Origin of the sequence: Ketobacter sp., from assembly GCF_003671495.1 — a bacterium.
GTDB lineage: Bacteria > Pseudomonadota > Gammaproteobacteria > Pseudomonadales > Ketobacteraceae > Ketobacter.
This window is the reverse complement of record NZ_RCHN01000013.1, coordinates 156,813-178,239: the sequence shown is the minus strand read 5'-3', so window position 1 is coordinate 178,239 and position 21,427 is coordinate 156,813. Positions and strand designations below refer to the sequence as shown.

20 protein-coding genes are annotated in these 21,427 nt (G+C 58.7%); 9 read left to right on the top strand and 11 right to left on the bottom strand.

Features of this window, described 5'->3' with window-relative positions; genetic code table 11:
- Nucleotides 1–2: 2 nt before the first annotated feature.
- The 5 genes from D9N14_RS05660 to D9N14_RS05640 form a co-directional block, all read right to left on the bottom strand.
- The gene (locus D9N14_RS05660; protein ID WP_290577856.1) at nt 3–692 is read right to left on the bottom strand and encodes a DUF484 family protein; all 690 of its coding nucleotides are present in this window, start codon (nt 690–692) and stop codon (nt 3–5) included.
- Nucleotides 689–1,519: a diaminopimelate epimerase gene (gene dapF, locus D9N14_RS05655; protein WP_317622578.1), complete on the bottom strand. Its 831-nt coding sequence runs from the start codon at nt 1,517–1,519 to the stop codon at nt 689–691. Before dapF ends, D9N14_RS05660 begins: the two co-directional genes overlap by 4 nt.
- 5 nt (nt 1,520–1,524) lie before the next feature.
- Nucleotides 1,525–2,769 (bottom strand): diaminopimelate decarboxylase, encoded by a 1,245-nt coding sequence (gene lysA, locus D9N14_RS05650; RefSeq protein ID WP_290577854.1) that lies wholly within the window; start codon nt 2,767–2,769, stop codon nt 1,525–1,527.
- Complete coding sequence (gene lptM, locus D9N14_RS05645; RefSeq protein WP_290577852.1) at nt 2,766–3,044, bottom strand: LPS translocon maturation chaperone LptM; 279 nt, start codon at nt 3,042–3,044, stop codon at nt 2,766–2,768. The genes lysA and lptM overlap by 4 nt, the downstream gene beginning before the upstream one ends.
- Before the next feature lie 73 nt (nt 3,045–3,117).
- Nucleotides 3,118–3,582, bottom strand: a complete 465-nt coding sequence (locus D9N14_RS05640) for a winged helix-turn-helix transcriptional regulator (RefSeq protein WP_290577850.1) — start codon at nt 3,580–3,582, stop codon at nt 3,118–3,120.
- Between the two features lie 129 nt (nt 3,583–3,711).
- Here D9N14_RS05640 and D9N14_RS05635 point away from each other — a divergent pair, with 129 nt between their 5' ends.
- The gene (locus D9N14_RS05635) at nt 3,712–4,359 is read left to right on the top strand and encodes a glutathione S-transferase family protein (RefSeq protein ID WP_290577848.1); all 648 of its coding nucleotides are present in this window, start codon (nt 3,712–3,714) and stop codon (nt 4,357–4,359) included.
- 14 nt (nt 4,360–4,373) lie between these two features.
- On the opposite strand, the gene D9N14_RS05630 is transcribed toward D9N14_RS05635, so the two are convergent.
- Entirely contained in the window at nt 4,374–7,226 is a 2,853-nt protein-coding gene (locus D9N14_RS05630; RefSeq protein WP_290577846.1) for a class I adenylate cyclase, read from the bottom strand.
- A 97-nt stretch (nt 7,227–7,323) separates the two neighbouring features.
- Here D9N14_RS05630 and D9N14_RS05625 point away from each other — a divergent pair, with 97 nt between their 5' ends.
- Nucleotides 7,324–8,373, top strand: a complete 1,050-nt coding sequence (locus D9N14_RS05625; protein ID WP_290577844.1) for a phospholipase A — start codon at nt 7,324–7,326, stop codon at nt 8,371–8,373.
- 3 nt (nt 8,374–8,376) lie between these two features.
- Here D9N14_RS05625 and D9N14_RS05620 read toward each other — a convergent pair whose 3' ends face one another.
- Nucleotides 8,377–9,429, bottom strand: coding sequence for a VanZ family protein (locus D9N14_RS05620; protein WP_290577842.1), 1,053 nt, complete (start codon nt 9,427–9,429; stop codon nt 8,377–8,379).
- Between the two features lie 240 nt (nt 9,430–9,669).
- Here D9N14_RS05620 and D9N14_RS05615 point away from each other — a divergent pair, with 240 nt between their 5' ends.
- From D9N14_RS05615 to tmpT, 6 genes are all read left to right on the top strand, one after another.
- Nucleotides 9,670–9,972, top strand: a complete 303-nt coding sequence (locus tag D9N14_RS05615; RefSeq protein ID WP_290577840.1) for a hypothetical protein — start codon at nt 9,670–9,672, stop codon at nt 9,970–9,972.
- 150 nt (nt 9,973–10,122) lie between these two features.
- Nucleotides 10,123–11,178, top strand: coding sequence for an AraC family transcriptional regulator (locus D9N14_RS05610; protein ID WP_290577838.1), 1,056 nt, complete (start codon nt 10,123–10,125; stop codon nt 11,176–11,178).
- Nucleotides 11,179–11,427: 249 nt separating this feature from the next.
- Nucleotides 11,428–12,291, top strand: a complete 864-nt coding sequence (locus D9N14_RS05605) for a hypothetical protein (protein ID WP_290577836.1) — start codon at nt 11,428–11,430, stop codon at nt 12,289–12,291.
- Between the two features lie 15 nt (nt 12,292–12,306).
- Nucleotides 12,307–12,603 carry a DUF6156 family protein gene (locus D9N14_RS05600; protein WP_290577834.1) on the top strand — a complete coding sequence of 99 codons (297 nt, stop codon included), beginning with the start codon at nt 12,307–12,309 and terminating at the stop codon, nt 12,601–12,603.
- A gap of 169 nt (nt 12,604–12,772) precedes the next feature.
- Nucleotides 12,773–14,176 (top strand): TrkH family potassium uptake protein, encoded by a 1,404-nt coding sequence (locus D9N14_RS05595; RefSeq protein ID WP_290577833.1) that lies wholly within the window; start codon nt 12,773–12,775, stop codon nt 14,174–14,176.
- An 11-nt stretch (nt 14,177–14,187) separates the two neighbouring features.
- Nucleotides 14,188–14,856, top strand: coding sequence for a thiopurine S-methyltransferase (gene tmpT, locus D9N14_RS05590; RefSeq protein ID WP_290577831.1), 669 nt, complete (start codon nt 14,188–14,190; stop codon nt 14,854–14,856).
- Here the strand turns inward: tmpT and mrtJ are convergent.
- Nucleotides 14,850–15,284, bottom strand: a complete 435-nt coding sequence (mrtJ, locus tag D9N14_RS05585; protein WP_290577829.1) for a JDVT-CTERM system glutamic-type intramembrane protease MrtJ — start codon at nt 15,282–15,284, stop codon at nt 14,850–14,852. The two genes, tmpT and mrtJ, sit on opposite strands and share 7 nt — an antisense overlap.
- Nucleotides 15,285–15,346: 62 nt before the next feature.
- Between mrtJ and D9N14_RS05580 the strand changes: the two genes are divergently transcribed.
- On the top strand, nt 15,347–16,942 hold the full coding sequence (locus tag D9N14_RS05580) for a phospholipase D family protein (protein ID WP_290577824.1): 1,596 nt from the start codon (nt 15,347–15,349) through the stop codon (nt 16,940–16,942).
- A 1-nt stretch (nt 16,943) separates the two neighbouring features.
- On the opposite strand, the gene D9N14_RS05575 is transcribed toward D9N14_RS05580, so the two are convergent.
- From D9N14_RS05575 to D9N14_RS05565, 3 genes are all read right to left on the bottom strand, one after another.
- A complete protein-coding gene (locus D9N14_RS05575) occupies nt 16,944–18,833 on the bottom strand; it encodes a sensor histidine kinase (RefSeq protein ID WP_290577822.1) in 1,890 nt (629 codons plus the stop codon).
- Nucleotides 18,834–18,904: 71 nt separating this feature from the next.
- Nucleotides 18,905–19,495 carry a DUF4136 domain-containing protein gene (locus D9N14_RS05570; RefSeq protein ID WP_290577820.1) on the bottom strand — a complete coding sequence of 197 codons (591 nt, stop codon included), beginning with the start codon at nt 19,493–19,495 and terminating at the stop codon, nt 18,905–18,907.
- Between the two features lie 143 nt (nt 19,496–19,638).
- Entirely contained in the window at nt 19,639–21,408 is a 1,770-nt protein-coding gene (locus D9N14_RS05565; protein ID WP_290577818.1) for an SLC13 family permease, read from the bottom strand.
- Nucleotides 21,409–21,427: the final 19 nt, after the last annotated feature.

Below are 21,427 nucleotides of genomic sequence, written 5' to 3'. Positions count from 1 at the left end.
GCTTACTTCAGAAAGTGAAACAGGCGCCGGCTGAGGATGTCCCCCACATAGCGGGCAAAGGTGGTGTCCATGTTGGAATTGAAATAATTCGGATCATGGCTGCCCAGGGCCAGTAATCCCAGTTCACCGTTGAAATGCAGTGGAATCAGGGCGGCGGAGCCGTCACTGCGGTCGAAGCCGGGGAACAGGAATTTCATTTCCCGCTGACGCAGGGTGGTGCAGATGATGCGGTCGCCCCGCAGCAGATCCCCCAGGGTGTTCTGCAGTTCAGCTTCACTGGTGACGGCAAAGGGACCGGTTTCGTGGCTGGGCTTGAACAGGAACAGATTGGCCTCATCCAGTTTGAAATCCTTGGTCAGGATCTGGCGCAGGCGGCTGCTCAATTCCGCCAGGTTGCCCGCTTCCAGCAGGGCCAGCCCCAGGGTGCGAATGCGGTTGAACAGTTTATCGTTGCCCCGGGCGATGCTGACGAATTCGTTGAGTTTGTGGCGCAGCTCGGTGTTGCGGTTGCGCAGCACACTGGCTTGACGCTCCAGCAGTGAGCTGGCGTTGCCCTGGGCGTGGGGCAGTTCCATGTCGTAGAGAATATCGGGGCGGTTGAGAAAGAAGTCCGGATTCTGGCGCAGGTAGTTGGCAACGTCCGCTGCCGTGAGGGTGGTTTCTTGTTTTCGTTCAGCGGTGGTTTCGGTCATAAATACACAGTCCCATCGTATACGGTGGTGGCCGGTCCGGTCATGTACACCGGTTGGTTTTCCCCTTGCCACTCAATCTGCAGGTCGCCCCCGGGCAGGGAAACATTCACTTTATTATCAACAAGATTAGCAGCAATTGACACAACTGCTGCGGCACAGGCACCGGTACCGCAGGCCCGGGTTTCCCCCACGCCCCGTTCAAACACCCGCAGGCGGATGTGGTGACGGTCCACCACCTGGCAGAAACCGATGTTGGCCTTGTTGGGGAAGCGCGGGTGCAGCTCCAGTTTCGGCCCCAGTTTGGCTACTGGGGCCTGGTCGATGTCGGACACCTGCAGCACGCCGTGGGGGTTGCCCATGGAGACGCAGGCCAGCTCATGAATATCGCTGTCCACGTTGAATTTGTACAGGCTCTGGCGGCTTTCTGCCTGCAGTGGGATGCGCTCGGGCTCAAAGATCGGGGCCCCCATGTTGACGGTCACCAGGTTGGTGCCCACCAGGCGCAGCTCGATTTTGCCGGTATTGGTTTCCACCGGAATCACGTCTTTGTGGGTCAGGCCTTTCTCCCGCACAAAGCGGGCAAAGCAACGGGCGCCGTTGCCGCACTGTTCCACTTCGCTGCCGTCGGCGTTGAAAATGCGGTATTTGAAATCCACATCCGGCGAGGTGGGGGGTGATACCATCAACAATTGATCGAAGCCCACCCCGGTATGGCGGTCCGACAGGCGCCGGATCTGCTCGCTGTTGATCTGGATGTTCTGGGTGACCTGGTTGATCACCATAAAATCATTGCCCAGACCGTGCATTTTGGTGAACTCGATTTTCATAACCTTCAGGGTACCAGAGATTCCAGGGCCAGTTGATCTTCGTAGGTCTCACGGCGCCGAATAATGTGAAATTGGCTGCCATCCACCATGACTTCTGGCACCCGGTTGCGGGTGTTGTAATTGGAACTCATCACAAAACCATAGGCACCGGCGGAGCAAACCGCCAGCAGGTCGCCGGGCTCGACGCAGAGTTCCCGGTCTTTGCCCAGGAAATCGCCGGTTTCACACACCGGGCCCACCACGTCGCTGGCGGTGGTGGCCCCGGCCCGGGGACTGACCGCTATGATGTCCTGCCAGGCGCTGTACAGGGAGGGGCGGATCAGGTCGTTCATGGCGGCGTCCACCACCACAAAGTTTTTGACCTCAGTGGATTTCAGCAACTGCACTTCCGTCACCAGGATGCCGGCATTGGCGGCAATGGCGCGGCCCGGCTCCATCACCACTTTCAGTTGGCGATCCCCCAGCTTGTGCAGCAGCGCCCCCACGTATTCAGACGGCGCCGGCGGTTGTTCGTCGCGGTAGCGCACTCCCAGGCCGCCACCGATGTCCAGGTGTTCCACCACAATGCCTTTTTCCGCCAGCTGGTCGATGCGTTCCAGCAGCCGGTCCAGGGCGTCCATAAAGGGGGTCACGGTGGTGAGCTGGGAGCCGATGTGGCAGTCGATGCCGCTGACCTTGATGTGGGGCAACTCCGCTGCCCGTTCGAAGACGGCAATGGCACGGTCAATGTCGATGCCGAATTTGTTCTGCTTCAGGCCGGTGGAAATATAGGGGTGGGTCTGGGCGTCCACATCCGGGTTCACCCGCAGAGAGACGGCAGCCACTTTGCCCGTTTCCCCGGCCACCTCGTTGAGGGTCTCCAGCTCGGCTTCCGATTCCACATTGAAGCAATACACCCCCACTTCCAGGGCGCGGACCATTTCCTCCCGCAGTTTGCCCACGCCGGAGAACACCACTTTGGCCGGATCACCACCGGCCCGCAGCACCCGCTCCAGTTCTCCCTGGGAGACGATATCGAAACCGGCCCCCAGCTTGGCCAGCACGTTCAGCACCGCCAGGTTGGAATTGGCTTTCACTGCAAAGCACACCAGATGGGGGTGCTGGCCGAAGGCTTCGTCAAAGGCCTTCCAGGCGGATTCCAAGGCCTGGCGGGAGTATATATAGCAGGGGGTGCCCACGGCCCGGGCGATCTCGCTCACGGGCAGGTCTTCAGCGTGGAGTTGGTTGTTTCGGTAGTCAAAAACGCTCATTCAGGGGTCTCTTTCGGGGTCGGCGCGGAGTGCTCGGGTTGCTCTGCATTGGCTTCATCTGGCTCCTGGTGATCCTCCGTTCCGGCCTCAGGTTGCTCGGGCTTGGCCTGGGCGGGGGACAGGGCCGCGGCGCAGCCGGGGGTGCGACACTCGCCGGCGGCAGTGGCCCCGTGGGGCGGTGGCTGGTCTGGCAGATAGAGTTTGCCTTTCTGGCCGCAGCCGGTGAGCTGAGCGCTGCCCAGCAGAACAGCCGCCGCCAGGCCAAGATGCAACAAAGCCCGGCTGCACGATAGGTGTCGTAAAACCATGGGGAATGTGAGGTTCCGTAGCAGGTGAAAATCCGCTCCATTATACCCGGGTGGCGGCGTCTTTTGTATCCACCTCAAAGGCCGATTCCCAGTCCTCCAGCGCCGCCAGGGTGGCTTGGATAAAGCCCTCAGGGCCGCTGGCCAGTGCCGCCTGCTGCGCTGGCGGAATCCGCGCCTCGTCACCATGGTATTTCAGGGCCCAGCGCACCAGGGGCACCAGCACATGGATCAGGTCCTTGCCTTTGCAGGTCAGGTAATAGAGTTTGCGCTTGCGGCTGTCGGGGTGATAGCGCCAGGCCACAATGCCCTGCTCCTGCAGCTTGCCCAGCCGATCCGTCAGGATGTTGCTGGAAATGCTCTCGTCGCTGTCCAGGAACTCCCGGAACTCGTGTTTACCGAACAGCAGATCCCGCACGATCAGCAGGCTCCAGTGGTCGCCGATGCTGTCCAGCCCCAGGGCGATGGGGCAGTCGGAGATCTGGCCATGTTGTTTGCGGCTTACCATAACAAAATTTTCACTTGCATAATGCAACTATTGAAGTTAGGTTTTACTTTCATAATGCAAGTATAGTGCGAATGCCTACCGGGAATAAACCCCGAACATGGGCTCAGCAGCCATCACAAGGAGCACGTCATGTTTACCATCTACGGATACAACACCTTCAACCCCATCAAAGTCCTGCTGACGGCGGAAGAGCTGGGCCTGGACTACACCTATGTGAATGTGGAACTGGGCAAGGGGGAAAATAAACTGCCGGACTACCTGGCCCGGCATCCCCTGGGCAAGGTGCCGGCGTTGGACCATGACGGCGAGATCTTGCTGGAAAGCGCCGCCATCTGCCGCTACCTGGCGCGCCTGCACGATCATCGCCTGTATGCCGCCGATCCCCTGCCGGCGGCCCGTATTGATGCCCTGGTGGATACCGCCACCTTGCACGTGGGGCGTTGGCTGGCGGTGTATTTCTGGGAAGAGGTGATCTGCCGTCATTTTTTCAAGCGGGAGCCCAATGCGGCGGCGATTGATGAGGCGGCGGGTTTTCTGAAAAACCAGTTGCCGTACTTTGAGCAACAACTGGCATCGGCAGACTTCCTGTGCGGCAGCGAAGTCACCCTCGCCGATACCATCGCCTATGCCTATTTCCAGATTCAGGACACCACGTCCATTGACCTGAGCGCGTATCCTCACATCGTGCGCTGGTATGGCGAATTCAGTGAGCGGCCTTCGGTGGCGGCGGTCAAGCAGCGCCTGGCAGAGGCGGGGGGATTGCTGCCGTATCCATAGCCAGCGGAGAACGCTTATTCCGGAATGCGCAGGGCCTGGTTGATGGCGCTTTCCAGTTTTTCCTTGTGTTGCAGGTACTGCACCGTTTGCAGTTCTTCCCCCTGTTGCAGATCCAGTTGGCTCAGATCCAGGTCGGTGATGTAGCAGGGGTAGCGTTCCCGGTTGCGACGCAGGGAGGCAATGTAGCCGGCCACCGCGGCAAACAGGGCATCACCGTATTCCAGTTGGGAGAATTCCCGGTTGTCGCAATACACGGTATAGAACACGTCGCCGAAGGTGCCGGTCTGGGCAATGGCCTGGATGCTGTGATGGCCTTCCTCTTGCTCCACCGGGGGGAAGGATTTGCGGTCGGTGTGCATGTCGCCCCGGTGGTTGCGCTTGATTTCGTAATAGGCCACGTTGCTCACCGAGGCTTCCCGCTGGTCCAGGGTGTTGCGCCGCAACTGGATATTCTCCAGAAAATGGCGAATGGGGTTGAGCACCGTTTTTTCGTCGAAATAGTGTTTCTGGGTGAAAAAGATTGAGCCTTTTTCATCGTGGATAAAGATATCCGACTTCTCGCCGTTGCGTTGGTAAAACACCTGGATGCGGCCGGGTACGCCCATCTTGGCCACCACCCGTAATGGATGCCGGCTGAGGGCATTGCGGTCCACCACCAGGGGGCTGAAATGGGGTTGGGTTTCACTCAGGCAATCAATCAGGTCCCGATGGCTGCGCAGCCCCCGCACATAGGGCGTGGTGCGTTTGAATTGCAGCATGTAGAGGAACTGCTCGATTTCCAGAATGTAGCGGGAATTCAGTGAGCGCGTGCCGCTGTAGTAACAGGCGATGATGTCGCGGAACAATTCCTCCACCCGGTTGGCGATGGAGGCGGCCCGGCTGGGGCAAAAACAGCGGATTTCCAGCCGCGGCAGTGGAATTGAGCCGTCCGGTGGAATCTGCCGCATGTAATGCACCAGGCAATCGATCAGTGCATTCTCGCCCGAGTACAATCCGCAGATGATTTCCCCCCAGCTGTTGAACGTGACCTGATCCACGGTGATGGCCAGGTTGTGGTGAAAGGCGCTGTAGCTGAGGGCATCACTCTGGTCCGACAGGCGATGAATGCCTTTTTGCGTCATCGGCCGCATGGGGTCGACACCGGCGTTGATGTAGAGGGTGATCTTGGTGGGGTAGGCGGAATGCTCGAAGTTCTGTTGCGCCGCATAGGGCACACCCTCCGGACTGATCTGAAAGAACGACTGCACCGTTTGCGTCAATTCGTATTCCGTCAGGTCTGTGTCGTTGGCTTCCACCGAGAGCCGGGTTTCCTGGTCCAGCAGGCCGTTGAAATAACACCAGGCGATCAGCTCCACCACGCTGCGGTTTTTACGGATGGGTTCGCGCCCCTTCGCCTCTTTGGTTTTCAGGTAGCCCGGGTACACAGCCCAATAATTGTTGATGCCGTGTTCGGTGTCGCGAATGTAGTGGAAGGATAGATGGTCTTCCACCAGGGAGGCGGTGATGCCGGGGTTCACCAACTCAATTTTGCCGCCCTTGCGTTCAAACGCCGCATAGAGTTTGCGGCCGAGGATATTCATGTCCTCCTGCTTGATCAGGGCTTCGATGTTGTTGTCGCGGGCAAAGCTGGAGAGAAACCGGTAACTGTGGTTCAGCTCCTGTACCAGCTCCTGGCGTTCTTCCCGTACCCGGTTCACTTTCCAGAACTTGCGGTTGTCCAGTTGTTTCAGGTAGGACTCATTCCAGCCCCATTCCATCACCAGGCGCAGCATCAGTTTGCGCCGCCAGCTGGCCTCGCCGGAACGCAGGCTGCGGCTCAGGCTTTCATTCACCTTGAAATAAAAACAGTGACGGATCAATTCCAGTCGTTTGTGCTCATTGCGCTTTAACAGATAGGCTTCGATCTTGCGATAGAGCATCACGTATGGGTCCAGCTCATCCAGATCCAGTTGACCGCTGTACACGGCTTTTTTGTACACGATGCTCAGGCTTTCCACCTTGGGGTATTCGCTGGCGTACACCTCGGTGAGCACGATCTTGATTACGGATTTATAGGGGGAGTCGATCCCCTTGTAGAGCTGCCACATGCCGGCGCCGATAAACTCCCCGGCGGGAAAATCGGAGATGCCGCCGAAATCCACGCAGTCCTCTTTTTTCAAGAAACGTTTCTGCAGCAGGTTGTCGGCAATGGTGCGGTAGCGCTGTTCATCGTAACTGGGAATCATCCACCACAGAGGGTAACGGCCCGCCACCATGATGCTGGTACGGTAGAACTCGTCCAGCAACAGATAATGCTGGGCACTGCCGCAGTCCTCCCCGGACAAGTTGCTGCGTACCCCGTTGCGGAACTTGATGGGGTCCATCAGGAAGAAATGCACTTCCAGGCCGATGCTGTCCGCCCATTGTTCAATGCCGGTGAGTTTGTCCTGCAGTTCGTCGATGGCTTCCGGTAACAGGCCCGGGTCGTAGCACACCCAGATGTCCATATCGCTGGTGTCCGAATGAGCCACGGTGCCGGTGCTGCCCATCAGGAAGATGCTGAAGATGCGATCCTGGGCATGGGCTTTTTTGCGATAGGCAAAGGAGCGGGATATGGCCTGGGCCGCCCGCAGGTTGTCTTTGTCCGGGCTAAACCCGCTGACACCGCAAGGGGTCGCCCCGGACATGTAGCCCGGCAATGAAGGGTGATTGATGTGCAGTAGCAGCGGCAGGGAATCCAGGAACATCCGGTGGCGGCTGCTGAGGGTGGACAGCATTCGCTCCAGTCGACCACGATTGACCTCAAGAAACCGTTCCTTCAGTTTTTTCAGTAGCTTACGGTCAATGCCATCCTGGAGATCCGGCGCAATTTCTCTCGGTTGCGTCATACCTTTCAGTATAGGGTGAGTTTCAGATTCTGCTTGAAATGTCCCCTTGGTGCGGGATACTGCGTGACCAGTCAACGAAAAATATTAGGAGCACCGGATGTCTGTCAGGGGAATCGTGCAGGGGACGTTGCTGGCGCTGGCCAGTGGTCTGAGCTGGGCCCAGGAGGCGGTCAGCAGCGAGGCGGTTACCGACGAGCCAATGACCGAGGAGGCGCGGCAACAGGCGGTGCGGGACTGCATGCACCAGTCCATGGACAATGTGGCCATTACCCTCACCATCGGCGAGCTGGAAGAACAATGCCGAATACAGTTAGGGGAGATCCCGCAGCCGGAGTATTCCGCGGCCCGCGAGCGCATGGCCATGGAGCAGCGCACCAAGTGGAACCCGTTCGTCATCACCCCCCATTACGCCAACTATATCCTGCCCTATACCTACGCCAAGGACCCCAATCAGGAGCCTTATGATGAGGTCTACACCGATGAGGAGCTGGACAATGCGGAGGCGAAACTGCAGATCAGCCTGAAAGTGCCCCTGAATCAGGATGACCTGCTGGTGGCCAACGACGCAGTGTACTTTGCCTTTACCCTGAAGGCGTTCTGGCAGGTTTACAATCACGATATTTCGGCCCCGTTCCGCGAAACCAACTATCGCCCGGAAATTTATTACCTGATGCCCATCACCAGCAATCTGGTGGAGGCGGACACCGCGTTGGCATTCGGCTTTGAACATGAGTCCAATGGTCGCAGCCAGATCCTGAGTCGCAGCTGGAACCGGATTTTCCTCAATTACTATTACGCCCGGGACAACTACCTGCTTTCCTTTCGACCCTGGTATCGCATTCCGGAAGATGAAAAGGACGATGCCGCGGACGCCAGCGGTGATGACAACCCGGATATATCCACCTATATGGGCTATTTCGAGCTGATGGGCACCTGGGAACAGAATGATTACGAATTTTCGTTACTGCTGCGCAACAATCTCAAACACCCCAATTATGGTGCGGTGCAACTGGATGCCAGTTTTCCCCTGTGGGGGCGGCTGCGAGGCGTGGTGCAGTACTTCAACGGCTATGGTGAAAGCCTGATTGATTATAACCACCGTACTGAGCGGCTGGGCGTTGGCATTCTGCTGACGGATATGCTGTAAGCCTCAGCTGCGGCGCCAGCGTGGCAGATACCAGGCCACCAGGGCGCCAGTGAAGCCGCCGGCGGTATTCAGGATCAGGTCGAGCAAATAGGAGGTGCGCTCCGGAATCGTGATCTGCGTGATCTCAATGCTGAGGCTGAACAGGAACGCGGCGAGGGTGCTGGGCAGGATGATGCTCTGCCAGCGGCCGGAGTGCGTTAGCGGGTTGCGTGGTTGCTGCCGGGCCAGCAGCATGCGGCTCAATAACAGGCCGAAGGGAATGAAGCCGAAAAAATTGATCAGCGAATCCCGCCACAGCCATCTGGTGGTCAAGTCCCGGCGGGTGGGCAACTGCAGCAGTTTCTTTTTCAGAATCACCGGTGTGGCCGGCAGCAGCAAAGCGATGCCGTGGTCGGAGGCATCGGCTACCTGCTCGGTGTCCTGCGCGCTGAACCGGTATTGCAATCCGGTCCCGCTGCTGGCCGGTGTATCCGGACGGTGGGCATGGAGCGCCAGGGATTGGATGCTGCCCATCCAGGGATAGGAGGCGCTGGCATCACTGCCCAGGATCAAGTGTGAACGGGCGGGGTGGGCAGGCAGGGTCAGTACCAGATGGCGATTGCTGCCCTGCAGTTGATCGTTGACGTAGACCCGGGTGCCCTGGGGGCCGGACTCCAGGCGAATGCGGTTGAGGTGCTGGTTGGAGTCCAGGTCGGCGTAAATCTTGGGCAGCCGCTGCCGGTTGCTGTAGTCCTCGCTCTGCAGCACCATCAGCCGCTGTCGCCACTGGCCCACCACAATCTGGGTATCGTTCTCCAGGTCATAAATGTGCAACAAAACCCGATAGCGGATGGGGGGCTGGAACTGGGGTTTGATGGCCATCTCGATGGTCACGGCGCTGGCTTCGGGGTCAGGAGCAAAGAAACGTTCGGTGTAGGCCTGGGAGTGACCATTGAACACCAGCCCCTGTTCCGCTGCGGACCAATAGGGGGCCCGGTAGTGTTCCGCGTTCGGTGGCCAGAAACCGGCAACACACATGGCGGCAACGACGCAAAGAAAAAGGATGGCTTGTATCATGGGTTTCCCAGGCAGAGTCCAGGCGGGAGAGTATAACGGCTATCGGCAAAAAAGCATGTGCACTGTGCCGCGCCTTTAATAACACCGCCCCCCATACTAGTATGGGAGTAAGGGTTTTCAGAATAGGCACTCGTGGTTTGGGAGTGCCGACACCAGGACCGGGTCACCATCATGCGATCAACCGTCATACGATCAACCACGCTGCTTCTCATCTCAATATGTTTGGGCGCCTGCGCTTCGATGCAGGAACAATACCAGCAGCGGCAGGCGGACGCGGCCAGGGCCGAAGCGGAACGGGTGGGAAATTCAGGCCCGTTGTACGATCACTACGAAGGTTGTTTGAATCAATCCTGGGAGCGGGCACTGGAGGGTGGCGCCGATGCCCTGGGGGCTTACCAGATCGGGGTGCAGCATTGTCACTACGAGCTGGAATTGTTGTGTGACTATTACGGTGTCAGCAGCTGCTATCAGGATGCGGAAGCCTCCAACCGGGTGTTGTTCCGTCTGTTGCGAGAGAATTACGCCGGCAAGCTGGTGTTCTGATGTTCGCTATATTGAAATAGGTCCCTTTTTCTCGTATTTGGTGTCAAGGTTTAGGTAATAGGCGCCAGCTGGACCGGGCAGTCTTGTTCTCGACAAATATGTTCCCTAGCATCCTTGCCCATCAGAACAAGAATCAGCAGGGAGACGCAGATGAGGGTTGCTGAGGCGCATTCGCAGGTCACAGCCGGGGACATCCATATCCCCATCCGGTACGCCGGTTTGTTGTTCAGTTCAATTCAGCATTATGGTGTGCCCGGCCACGAACTGTTGCGCAATACCGGTATTCCCGAATCCCATCTCCATGAGCAGGATTACTTCATCGACTTCCAGGGTTTTCGCACCCTGTGCCACAACGCCATCCGACTGTGTGGCTCCACCGAGGTGGCGATCTGCTTTGGTAAACATCTGGTACTGCCCGCCCATGGCACCTGGGGCCTGGCGGTGATGACCAGCCCCACCCTGTTGGATGCCATCCTGTTGTTCAAGCAATACGTGGAACTGGAGTTGCCCTTCTTTGTATTCGATTTTCGTGAAGAAAACGAACACGTGGTGATGGAGATGAAAGGCACGCCCGCCATTGCGGACAACCTGCCTTTTCATCTGGAATACATTGTGGTGGCGGAAGCCATCAACCTTCAGTATGCCCTGCAGGATGCGTCTGATCTGGAAGTTCATTGCGCCTATCCGGCGCCGGCCTATGGCGATCAGTATCACCAGCTGTTGGGGCGAGAGGTGACCTTTGACAGTACTTTCACCGGTGCCCGCTTCCAGCGCAAACATCTGGCGGTGGCCATGCCGGATGCCAATCACGCCAGCCATCTGATGCTCATGAAAACCCTGCAGCAGGCCCGCGACCTGAGCGTGCCGGAGCGCAGCATGCGGGAGCGTGTGGTCGAGCATCTGCAAACCCGGGGGGAGGGATTTCCCGATCAGGAAACCGTAGCCCGCGAGCTGCATATTTCGTCGCGCAAGTTACGCTACCGGCTCAAGGAAGAAAACACTTCCTACAAGGCCATTGTGTCTGATCTGAAGAAGCAGGAAGCCTTTCAGCGGCTGCGGCAGGGGATGTCGGTCACCCAGGTGGCGCTGGAACTGGGCTATGAAGATCCCTCCAACTTTTCCCGCGCCTTTCGTAAATGGTTTGGCGTGTCGCCGTCGGCCTACCACACCCTCCACCACCGCGAGCCGCTGGCTGACCAGCTGTGAATGCTTTCCGACAAATTCGGTGCCCCGACCGCACCGGGTGAACTGTTTTGTCACATAAGTAACAGTGCGCAGAATGATCAAGTTTCCTGGCCCCGGGATTCCGCGGGGGCTGGGGCCGGGCGCGTTGCTGCAAAACAAGCTGGCATGGTTTGTGATAGGGCTTGTGGCAGAGGCTGCAATGAAGGTCTGTGTCAGGAACAGCCTGCCGTGAATGAATATCAAGTTGGTTATCAGTGTGAAGTTTTGCTCATGAATCAGTCTGTGTCACTGCGCGTTTTTGGTACTTCGTCCAAAGTGATCACCCGGCCGGTGTCGGTCGCCCGGGGACAGCGGTTGCCCCTGGGGGAACTGGACGCTGCCAGCCTGCGGGATGTCAGCGGTGTGATCGGTGACTATCGGATTTCCCTGGAGCAGGGCGCCGTGGTGCCGTTGACGGACACCGATGGGGCTTATTACATCTGGGATAACGACAGCCCCCTGCATACTCCGGTATTCGAGAATGAATTCCAGCTGGAGGCGGCCACCCTGAATCGTCCTGCTGTTGAGCGCATTGCCGGTGAGTCTTATCTGGTCATGCAGCCGGAGTTTCACGTCCGTTTTAACACCGCCACCCACTCCGCCCGTCTGGGGGAAATCCGGTTGGTGGAATCGGAACGGTTCATCACCCTGAAAAACGGTGACAGCCTTATCATCAGTGATACCCAGGAGGTGGGTGCCCCGGTGCTCTATCTGCAGCACAAGGAGGACCAGGTGATTCTGCGCCAGGAAACGGATTTGCAACTGCAGGGCACCGATCGGGAATACTTTTTTTGTGAAAGCGTCAGCCAGCGAATACCGGAACAGGTGAACGGGGTGGAGGTCAGCAGCGTGACCGTGCTGGAGCGTTTTTCCAGTTACTTCATGCAGCAGGTGATGTCGGCGCCGGAGCAGTCCATCTGGGTACCGGTGTGTGCGCCGGTGGCATGGGGCTGGAGCATTCGGGTGGGGCGTCGTTTCGATCAGGAGTGGGATATTCTGCGGCGCAAACTGATGTTGCCAACGGTCGGCCACGAAGGTTGGGAGATGCCCACCTGGCGCAGCAACCTGGTGCTCAGCGCCACCGAATATTTTTAAGCTCGGGAGCAGGGAATGTCGGAAACCTTGGCCTACGACGGTTACTTCCTGAGTTACAGTGGTGTGAGCCTGCCATTGAAACTGGTGCGCCCTCTGGCGGCCGCCGAGATCGAAAACCGGAATACGTTTTTTGGTGTGCGCCGGGATGAGCAGGGGCGGGAAATTCTTATCCACAAAGTGGTGTACGGTGAAATTGAGCTGGAACACCGCTACGGTTATCACCCCGGTGGGGCATTGCACTGGGCAGAGATCCTGGATGATGAGGGCGAGATCCAGCGTTTGAATTTCGATGTCCAGGGCAGGCCTTGCTGAGCTTGCGGGCACATCTGCGGGCCATCAGTGCCCAAATTTGCGGATGTGGGTGAATCGGGTTTGGGTGTATCATGTTCCGACAGTCGTCATGCCGCGTCGGTTGGGTTTGCCCTGAGACATGATAAACATTCAAGCCACTTTATATCTTTTGGCCTTTCCGATTGGGCTCATGGGGTTGGTGCAGGCGTTCTTTGCCTGGTTGTCCCTGTGGGTTTTCGACGACCATCACCAGACCCAGTTTCTGACCCCCGCCCTGTTGATGCTGTTCACCACCGGCCTGTTTCTGTGGGTGGGGCGGCGCTTTGATCCCGCCAGCATCAAATATCGTGATGCCCTCCTGTTTGCCACCCTGACCTGGGTGATCTGTGGTGTATTGGGTGCGGTGCCCATTATTTACATCACCGGTGTGTCGTTCACCGACGGCGTGTTCGAGTCCGTGAGCGCCCTCACCACCACCGGCGCCACCGTGCTGAGTGGCCTGGATTCCATGCCCAAATCCTTTCTTATGTATCGGCAGTTTTTGCAATGGCTGGGGGGCTTGGGGGTGGTGATCTTTGTGGTGGCGATCCTGCCCATGTTGAATGTGGGGGGCATGAAACTGCTGAAAGCCGAAACCCCGGGGCCGATCAAGGATGACAAACTGTCGCCGCGGATTGCCCTTACCACGCAGTACCTGTGGTTGGTGTATGTGTCGCTTACCCTGCTCTGTGCGCTCTGTTATTTTCTGGGGGGCATGGATGCCTTTGATGCCATCTGTCACAGCTTCACCACCGTGTCCACCGGTGGTTTCTCCACGCACGATGCCAGCATGGGGTATTTTCAAAGCCCGTCCCTGCTGCTGATTGCCGATGTCTTCATGGTGTTGGGTGCGGTCAGCTTCGCCCTGCATTTCAAGGTAATACGCTCGCGCAACCTGCTGGTCTACCTGCGCGATGAAGAGACCCGAACCTTTTTGGCCATGGTGCTGTTGCTGTCCCTCCTGATCGCTTTAATTCTGCTGTCCCAGGCGCTCTATCTCGACTCACTCACTGCGCTCAATCAGTCGGTATTCCATCTGATTTCCTTCATGACCAGTACCGGTTACGGTGCAGCGGAGTTCACGGCCTGGCCCAATGTGGTGTTGCTGATGCTGGTGATCGCCGGCTATCTGGGTGGGTGTGCCGGCTCCACCGCCGGGGGCAATAAAATCATCCGCATTATCCTCAGTTTCAAGCTGATCAATCTGGAGGTGAAGCGGCTGATTCATCCACGGGCGGTGTTTAACGTGAAGTACCAGGGCCAGCCGGTGGATTCCAGTATTCTGTCCGCCACCGTGGCGTTTATGAACGTGGCGGCCGCCAGTACCCTGGTATTGACGCTACTGTTGATGGCCACCGGGCTGGATTTCTGGTCGTCCCTGTCCGGGGTGGCGGCCTGCCTCAATGTGTTGGGTCCGGGGCTGGGATCATTGGGCAGCAATTTTCAGCCGGTGTCCGATGCGGGCATCTGGGTGTTGTCCGTCGCCATGATACTGGGGCGGTTGGAGTACTTCACCGTGTTGGCGTTGTTGTTGCCGGCGTTTTGGAAATATTGAATGGCAGGTGGATGATGGAAGCGGAGTTCTGGCACAAAAAATGGCAAAGTCGAGAAATCGGATTTCATCTGCAGGCGGTCAATCCCCTGTTGACGGCCCATTTCCAGTGGTTGCGCCTGGGGCCGGGGCAGCGGGTGTTTGTGCCGCTGTGCGGCAAGACTCTGGACATCGCCTGGTTGCTGGCCCAGGGACATCCCGTGGTGGCAGCCGAGTTGAGTGTGCTCGCGGTGGATCAGCTCTTTACCGAGCTGGGACTGGTGCCCCAGGTGACGGAATACGAAGCGCTGCTCCACTACCGTGTGGCCCCGGGTGATCAATGCCCCGGGTTGGAGGTGTTCGTGGGTGATGTGTTCCTGGTGTCCGCTGAATTGCTGGGGCCGGTGGATGCCGTATACGATCGGGCGGCGTTGGTGGCATTGCCCCACACCATGCGCGCGGATTACACCCGGCACCTGATGCGCATCAGTGGCACGGCACCGCAATTGTTGATCAGCTTTGACTATGACCAGCAGTGTATGCCGGGGCCGCCCTTCTGCGTCAACCAGGACGAGGTGCAGCACCATTATGCGGCCCATTACCGGATCGAGTTGTTGGACAGCGTGGCGGTGGCCGGAGGTCTGAAAGGGGTGTGCCCGGCACAGGAACTGGTGCTGGGGTTGGCGCCACGACCGGCTCAGTGAGAAACCAGGCAATACACCAGCAGCGCGTGGGCGTTGTACCAGATGTGCAGCAGCACCGGAAAAATCAGGCGCCGATACTGGCTGTAGAAATAACCAAACAGCAGGGCCGGCAGCTCGATGACCAGTAACAGGGCGCTGTCGAAATAAAACACGTGTACCAGGGTGAACAGGGTGCTGCTGATCAGGTTGTCCCAGCTCAGCCCCAGCAGGGTGCGCCGCAATCGTCCGTAGCTGGCCAGTTCATTCTGCAACAGCCCACGGAACACGATCTCCTCACAGAGGGGAATCAGCAAAATGATCAGCAATATGGTGCGGGTCTTGGGATGATACTGGAGTTCCATGGGCAAACCGGCTGCCAGCCAGGCACACAATACCAAAAACGGTGCCAGCAACACGCTGCCCCAAAGCAATTTGTTATTATTGTTCATAAGGCCAGTTTAATCGTTCCCTCTGCTTGATGCCAGATGGGTGGAAACCAGAAAGACGAATCATGAAAAAATCCAATTTCCCGGTATTGATGCTGTTGATGAGTATGTTATTTGGCTGCCAAAGCCTGCCCGATAGTCGTGACCGCTTGACGTCGTTCAAACGCACCGATGTGCAGGATACCCCGCTATCCCAAAGCGCCGCCCGATTTCTGGCCGGTCTGGCAACGACGGCTGACCAGGTTCCCATCAGTGCCTTCTATCCTCTGTCCTCCGGGGCGGATGCACTCAGTGCCAGGCTGGAGCTGGTGGAAGCCGCTGAGAAAACCCTGGATCTGCAGTACTACATCTGGCATCGGGATGCGTCCGGGCGGATGCTGGCAGCCCTGCTGATCCGGGCCGCAGATCGAGGGGTGCGGGTGCGTCTGTTGCTGGACGATATGGGTGCACCTTTGGGGGACGACACCTTGCTGACCCTGCATATGCACCCCAACATCGAGATCCGCTTGTTCAATCCTCTGCATTATCGCTCTAGCCGGGGGCTGGCCATGCTCACCGACTTCTCCCGGGTCAATCGCCGCATGCACAACAAATCACTGACGGCGGATAACAGCGTTGCCATGGTGGGCGGCCGTAACATCGGTAATGAATACTTTGCGGCGCACAACGAAGTTGCCTTCGCTGACCTGGATGTGGCCATTACCGGGCCGGTGGTGGATCAGGTATCCGATGGCTTTGATCTGTATTGGAATCATCCGGCGAGCTACGCCATGGATCAATTGGCCGCTGCCGGGGACGCGGTGAATCGGTTTGAAGGCCGCCGCCAGGCACTGGACGATTATGCGGACAGGGCGCATCAGCGTGAGTTTTTCGGGCAGCTGTTGGCCTGGCATCCAGGCAGCGACAGCGATCCCGAGGGTTGGTTTGCGGGGCGGGCCCAGGTGCTCTACGACCACCCGGACAAAGCCCTGGATGCGGATATGGACGACGCCAAACTGTTGAGCACGCAGTTGTCGGGCACCTTTGCTGAAGTGCGCACTGAACTGTTGCTGGTCTCACCCTATTTTGTGCCAGGCAAAGCCGGGGTGCAGTACTTTGCCGACCTGGAAGCGCAGGGAGTGGACGTGACCATCGTCACCAACTCGCTGGCAGCCACCGATGTGGGCATGGTACACAGTGGCTATGCCAAATACCGTAAGGCATTGTTGCGTGCCGGGGTTGAACTCTATGAAATGCGGCCGGACCTGGCGCGGCAGGCGGCACTGGATGCCCAGAGTGACGACAGCAAGGCACCTAATAAAGCCCCCAAAGTAGGCAGTTCCTCCAAAGCCAGTCTGCATGCCAAGGCTTTTTTCATCGACCGCCACTCCACCTTTGTGGGTTCCATGAACCTGGACCCCCGTTCATTTCTGATCAATACCGAAATCGGGGTGTTGCTGGAGAGTCCGGTTTTTACCGAGCTCGCCCACGCCACGATTGTGCAGGCGTTGCCGCAGGATGCCTATCGCCTGCAACTGGATGCAGCGGGCAATCTGCAATGGCTCAGCGAGGAGTCCGGGCTGGATGCGCCGGTGGTCTATACCTCCGACCCGAAAGTGCCCTGGTGGCGTCGGGCCTCGGTCTGGTTCCTGGGGTTGTTTCCCATTGAGTCGCAGCTTTGACTCAGTCTGTTGAGCGCGGCAGGTGGAACCACACACGGGTGCCCCGGTCGGGTTCGGACTGAATCTCCAGCCGGCTGCCCATCAGCATCAGAATGTCGTTGGCCATGGCGAGCCCGATCCCCGCACCAAAGCCATCCCGGACTGAGGCCTGATTACTCGTGCGGAATCCTTCCACAATGCGCTTGAGTCGTTCCTGGCTGATGCCGGCACCGGTGTCGGTCACCGTGATTCGGATCTGGGCATCCGGCAGGCTTTCCGCCGCAATCGACACATAGCCCTGCTGGGTAAACGCAAAGGCATTCTTGATCAGCTCCAGGAGCACCGAGGTGAGCTTGGGCGCATCCCCGGGAACGGTGTCGGGAATGTCCGCATCCCAGGCAAAACTCACCTGCACGCTGGCATTGTCATTGGCGGCGTGGAAGTAGTCGTAGAGTTGCGTCAGTATGCCTTTCAGATCCACCTGGCCGGCCTCCATTCTGGCGCTCCCCTGCCGCAGGGCAACAAAGTGGCCCATGGATTCAACCAGGCTCTGCAAATAAGCGCTGGAGTCGGTCACGCTTTTCAGGGCGTTGGCCTCCTCAGCTCCGGGCTGGCCTGTGATCTTACCCAGGTCGCTGCGGATTCGGTTGAGCGGGCCCATCAGTTCTCTGGATAACGTGGACATGAATTCATCCTGAGTTCGATTGGCGCGGTTGGCTGCCTTCAGTGCTTCATGCTGCGAACGGTTGATCCGGTCTGCCAGGCCCATGGACAAGAGCACGGCTTCCACCGCACCCCCGATCTGCACGGAATTTTCCAGTGCGGGATAGCTGGGCAGAATGCCCAGGATGCAGAGGATGTGCAGCAGCGCAAAGATCAACAGCACCAGCCAGGCGATCAGGAAAAAGCCGGCGGGCCGGGAGCCCTTGCGCCAGGCGATGGCGGCGGCCAGGATGCTGAGGGGAACCACCGCCAGACCGGTGCTGGCGATCAGCAGCACCGCCAGCTGGTAGTTGATCATCAGGCTCAGCCCGCTGATGAGAAAGGCAAAGGTCGACAGCCAGGTGAGCACCCGGTCGAGGGTCGGTTGAAACTGTCTGAGTTGAATAAAGGATTGGGCGAACTTGCCGCAGAATGCCACCGACAGACAGGCGGCAAACAGGTTGCTGATGTTGTTCCACCACAGGCTTTGCGGCCAGAAATGCACATGGGCGTAACCGTGCAGCGCAATTTGAAATACCGCGGTGCTGGCAATGAAACCGGTGTAATACAAGTAACTGCGATCCCGGATGACCAGGAACACGAAAAAGTTGTAGAGCGCCATCACCGACATCAACCCGAAATAGGCGCCCTGGAAATACTGCTCGTGGTTGGTTTGTTCTGCCAGCTGTCTGCCGTTCAGAATCCGCAGGTCCAAAATCATCGAACTCTGGGTGTCGACGCGCAGGTAATAGGTGCGCACCTTGGCATCGTTGATCAGGGGGAACTGGGCATAGGTGCGGGTGCGTTTGCCGTTTTCCGGGCGTCGCAGATCGCCGGCGGAAAAACGTTGGTAGCCTTGTGTTGCTGCCGGCGCTGGGGCATAGAAGTCCACATAATCCAGCAGGGGATAACGTACCTGGAGATACCAGTCCGGCACATTGCTCAGGCTGGCCAGGCGAAACCGCACCCAGTACACCGATTTGGTAAAGCCAAAGGACGGGCGGCTGGCCTGTGAGGGCTGGAAGCGGTCAGAAACCATGACGTCCTCAAGGGTGAGGTTACCGGCCGGGTCCTCCAGGGTGTCGATCTGTTTGCCGATGTTCAGGGGCGGGGAATGGTCGTGGAGGGTGATCAGGGCCCAGCATGGGCCACTGATGCACAACAGAATCAAGCCGATAAAGTGCTTTAGGCGTTGCCACTGCCGATCCATCTTGAAGCGCGGGTTCCCATGACTGAAGAGCGGAATAGCTGTCAGTATAGATCAGTGGCGGATATTCGGAGTCAGGGGGCCGCTGTGCCGGGTGGGTAGCGTTCCAGGATGGCGGCAATGGCCTGGTTGACCTTCTCGGTGCGCTCCGCCACGGTCATGCTGTCCGCCTGGGATGTGGTGACTTTGCTGCTGGTGGCGCCGCGCCACTTCAGGGTGTTGCTGCTGGGATCGATGATGTCGATCATCAGGGTGGCTTCGGTGTAATGGATGACCTGCACATCGGTGGTGACCGGCATGGCCGGGTACAGGCAGCGATAACAGCGGGCATAACCGTAGTAGGTGTTGTAACTCTGGTAGGTGCGAATATCCTGCTGTTGTTCCGCGGTGGCGAAATAACTGATCCAGATGTCCGCCTGGGCCTTGTCCGTGCGTTGGAATCCCCGTGCAGCCAACTGCTGGTGCAGGGCGCTTTCGATGCGGTTACGCAACAGGTCATTGCGGGTGGTCTGGATGGCCTCCGGCGTGATGAGGGCATAACGGGTTTTGCCGGCAAAGCCGTACTGGTCATCGTAGTCGGTGGACACTGAGTAGTGGGTGGCGCAGGCAGCCAGGCTAAGGGCGCCGGCGAGACTTAACAAACTGAACAGGATTCGCGGGATCATGGCAGAACTTCAGGGTCGAATAGTTCCCTCCATGATCCGGTCTCTGCCGCAAAAACTCAAGCGGCACTTGCCGGACGCCCTGAATTCCGCCTCCCGGCTCAGCGTGCTGCGTTAACGCCGGGTGGTAATGCCGCGCCCAGGGCTTACAGCAGACCGTAAGTCAGGGTAAGCACCAGGATGGTGGCCGCGCCGATGAGGATGTTCATGGGCACGCCCACCTTGAGGAAATCCCCGAAGCTGTAATTGCCGGGGCCATACACCATCAGGTTGGTGTGGTAGCCCAGGGGCGTGGCAAAGCTGGCGGAGGCTGCCATCATGATGGCAAACAGGTAGGGTTCCGGGTCCAGTCCCAGCTGGTTGCAGATCTGCAGCACGATGGGCACCATCAGGATCGCCGCACTGTTGTTGGTGATGAACTCCGTCAGTATCGAAATGATGAGGTACAACGCAATCAACAGCAGGACCGGGCTGTGGCCACTGAGGTCGATGATCTGCAGGCCCAGCCACTGGGCGGCGCCGGTGTTGTGCAGGGCATTACCCAGGGCAAAGGAGGCGCCGATGGTGATCAGCACCGTCAGGTCCAGACTGCGCTGGGCCTGGGCAATGGAACAACAGCGCAGAACCAGCATGGCAGCCGCCCCCAGCAGGCCTGCATTCAGAATCGACAGCAGGCCGCTGGCGGCACTGATCACCACCGCCGCCAGGATGATCCAGGCCAACAGGGTTTTGTGGTGCCGCACCGACTCCCGTTCCAGGTCATTCACCAGCAGGAAATCCCGGTTCAGGCGTTGCTGGCGGACGAAATTGGGGCGCGCTTCCAACAGCAGGGTATCCCCCGCCCGCAGGCGGATGGACCCAAGGTTCTGTGCCACCCGCTCGCCGTTACGGGCCACCGCCAGCACCACCGCCCCATAACGGTCGCGGAACTGGCTGTCCTTGATGCTGAGCCCCAGTACCGCGGAATGGGGTGACAGTACCGCTTCCACCAGGCAGCGCTCCGGGCGGTTGATCTCAAGGGGGACTTCATCCTGGTGGTTGGAGGGCAGAATGCCGCGGATGGCGAGCAGGTCCGACAGGGCGTCGGTGTCGCCGGCGAAGGTGAGGCGGTCGCCGCCTTTCAGCTTTTCCAGGGGCGAGACGGCGGTGAGCAGGCTGCCGTCGCGCTCGATTTCCGCCAGGAACACCCGTTTCAGGTTACGCAGCCCCGCTTCGGGAATGGTTTTGCCCACCAACGGTCCGGCGGGATCGACGATCACGTCCAGGGTAAACTCCCGCAGCTTGGAAAACGCCTGTCGCTGTTTGTGGCTGGGCAGCAGTCGCGGCAACAACAGGATCAGCAGGCCCAGGCCGAACAGGCCCACCGGCACCCCGATGATGGAAATGGCAAACAGGCCGAATTCCGGCTTGCCGGTGAGGCTGGCGTATTGGCTGCTGACAATGAGGTTGGTGCTGGTGCCGATCAGGGTCATGGTACCCCCCAGAATGGAGGCGTAACTGAGGGGGATCAGCAGCTTGGAAGCCGGGATATCGATCTTGCTTGCCCAGCTGCGTACGGCGGGAATCAGGGTGGCCACCACCGGGGTGTTGTTGAGTAAGGCACTCAGCAGCACGGTGGGGGCGCACAGGCGCAGGATGGCGCCGGCCACGGACGTGGGTCGACCCAGGATGCGGCTTTCAATGCTGTGGATGGCTCCGGAGGCCTGCATGCCGGCGGCGATCACGAACATCGCCGCCACTGTGATCAGGCCCGGGTTGCTGAATCCACTGAGGGCGTCCTGGGGGCTCAGTATGCCGCTGACGCTGAGCAGAGTCAGTGCCCCCATCATCACCAGATGGGTGGGCAGTTTCGTGCGGATCAGCGTGACCAGCACCACCACCAGGAGACCAATGGTAAACCAGGCTTGCCAACCCATCTGGATGTGTTCTCCCCCG

Coding starts and splice junctions, on each gene's coding strand:
- D9N14_RS05660 (WP_290577856.1), bottom strand. CDS start 692: ATGACCGAAACCACCGCTGAACGAAAACAAGAAACCACCCTCACGGCA.
- dapF (WP_317622578.1), bottom strand. CDS start 1,519: ATGAAAATCGAGTTCACCAAAATGCACGGTCTGGGCAATGATTTTATG.
- lysA (WP_290577854.1), bottom strand. CDS start 2,769: ATGAGCGTTTTTGACTACCGAAACAACCAACTCCACGCTGAAGACCTG.
- D9N14_RS05640 (WP_290577850.1), bottom strand. CDS start 3,582: ATGGTAAGCCGCAAACAACATGGCCAGATCTCCGACTGCCCCATCGCC.
- D9N14_RS05635 (WP_290577848.1), top strand. CDS start 3,712: ATGTTTACCATCTACGGATACAACACCTTCAACCCCATCAAAGTCCTG.
- D9N14_RS05630 (WP_290577846.1), bottom strand. CDS start 7,226: ATGACGCAACCGAGAGAAATTGCGCCGGATCTCCAGGATGGCATTGAC.
- D9N14_RS05625 (WP_290577844.1), top strand. CDS start 7,324: ATGTCTGTCAGGGGAATCGTGCAGGGGACGTTGCTGGCGCTGGCCAGT.
- D9N14_RS05620 (WP_290577842.1), bottom strand. CDS start 9,429: ATGATACAAGCCATCCTTTTTCTTTGCGTCGTTGCCGCCATGTGTGTT.
- D9N14_RS05615 (WP_290577840.1), top strand. CDS start 9,670: ATGCAGGAACAATACCAGCAGCGGCAGGCGGACGCGGCCAGGGCCGAA.
- D9N14_RS05610 (WP_290577838.1), top strand. CDS start 10,123: ATGAGGGTTGCTGAGGCGCATTCGCAGGTCACAGCCGGGGACATCCAT.
- D9N14_RS05605 (WP_290577836.1), top strand. CDS start 11,428: ATGAATCAGTCTGTGTCACTGCGCGTTTTTGGTACTTCGTCCAAAGTG.
- D9N14_RS05600 (WP_290577834.1), top strand. CDS start 12,307: ATGTCGGAAACCTTGGCCTACGACGGTTACTTCCTGAGTTACAGTGGT.
- D9N14_RS05595 (WP_290577833.1), top strand. CDS start 12,773: ATGGGGTTGGTGCAGGCGTTCTTTGCCTGGTTGTCCCTGTGGGTTTTC.
- tmpT (WP_290577831.1), top strand. CDS start 14,188: ATGATGGAAGCGGAGTTCTGGCACAAAAAATGGCAAAGTCGAGAAATC.
- mrtJ (WP_290577829.1), bottom strand. CDS start 15,284: ATGAACAATAATAACAAATTGCTTTGGGGCAGCGTGTTGCTGGCACCG.
- D9N14_RS05580 (WP_290577824.1), top strand. CDS start 15,347: ATGAAAAAATCCAATTTCCCGGTATTGATGCTGTTGATGAGTATGTTA.
- D9N14_RS05575 (WP_290577822.1), bottom strand. CDS start 18,833: ATGGATCGGCAGTGGCAACGCCTAAAGCACTTTATCGGCTTGATTCTG.
- D9N14_RS05570 (WP_290577820.1), bottom strand. CDS start 19,495: ATGATCCCGCGAATCCTGTTCAGTTTGTTAAGTCTCGCCGGCGCCCTT.
- D9N14_RS05565 (WP_290577818.1), bottom strand. CDS start 21,408: ATGGGTTGGCAAGCCTGGTTTACCATTGGTCTCCTGGTGGTGGTGCTG.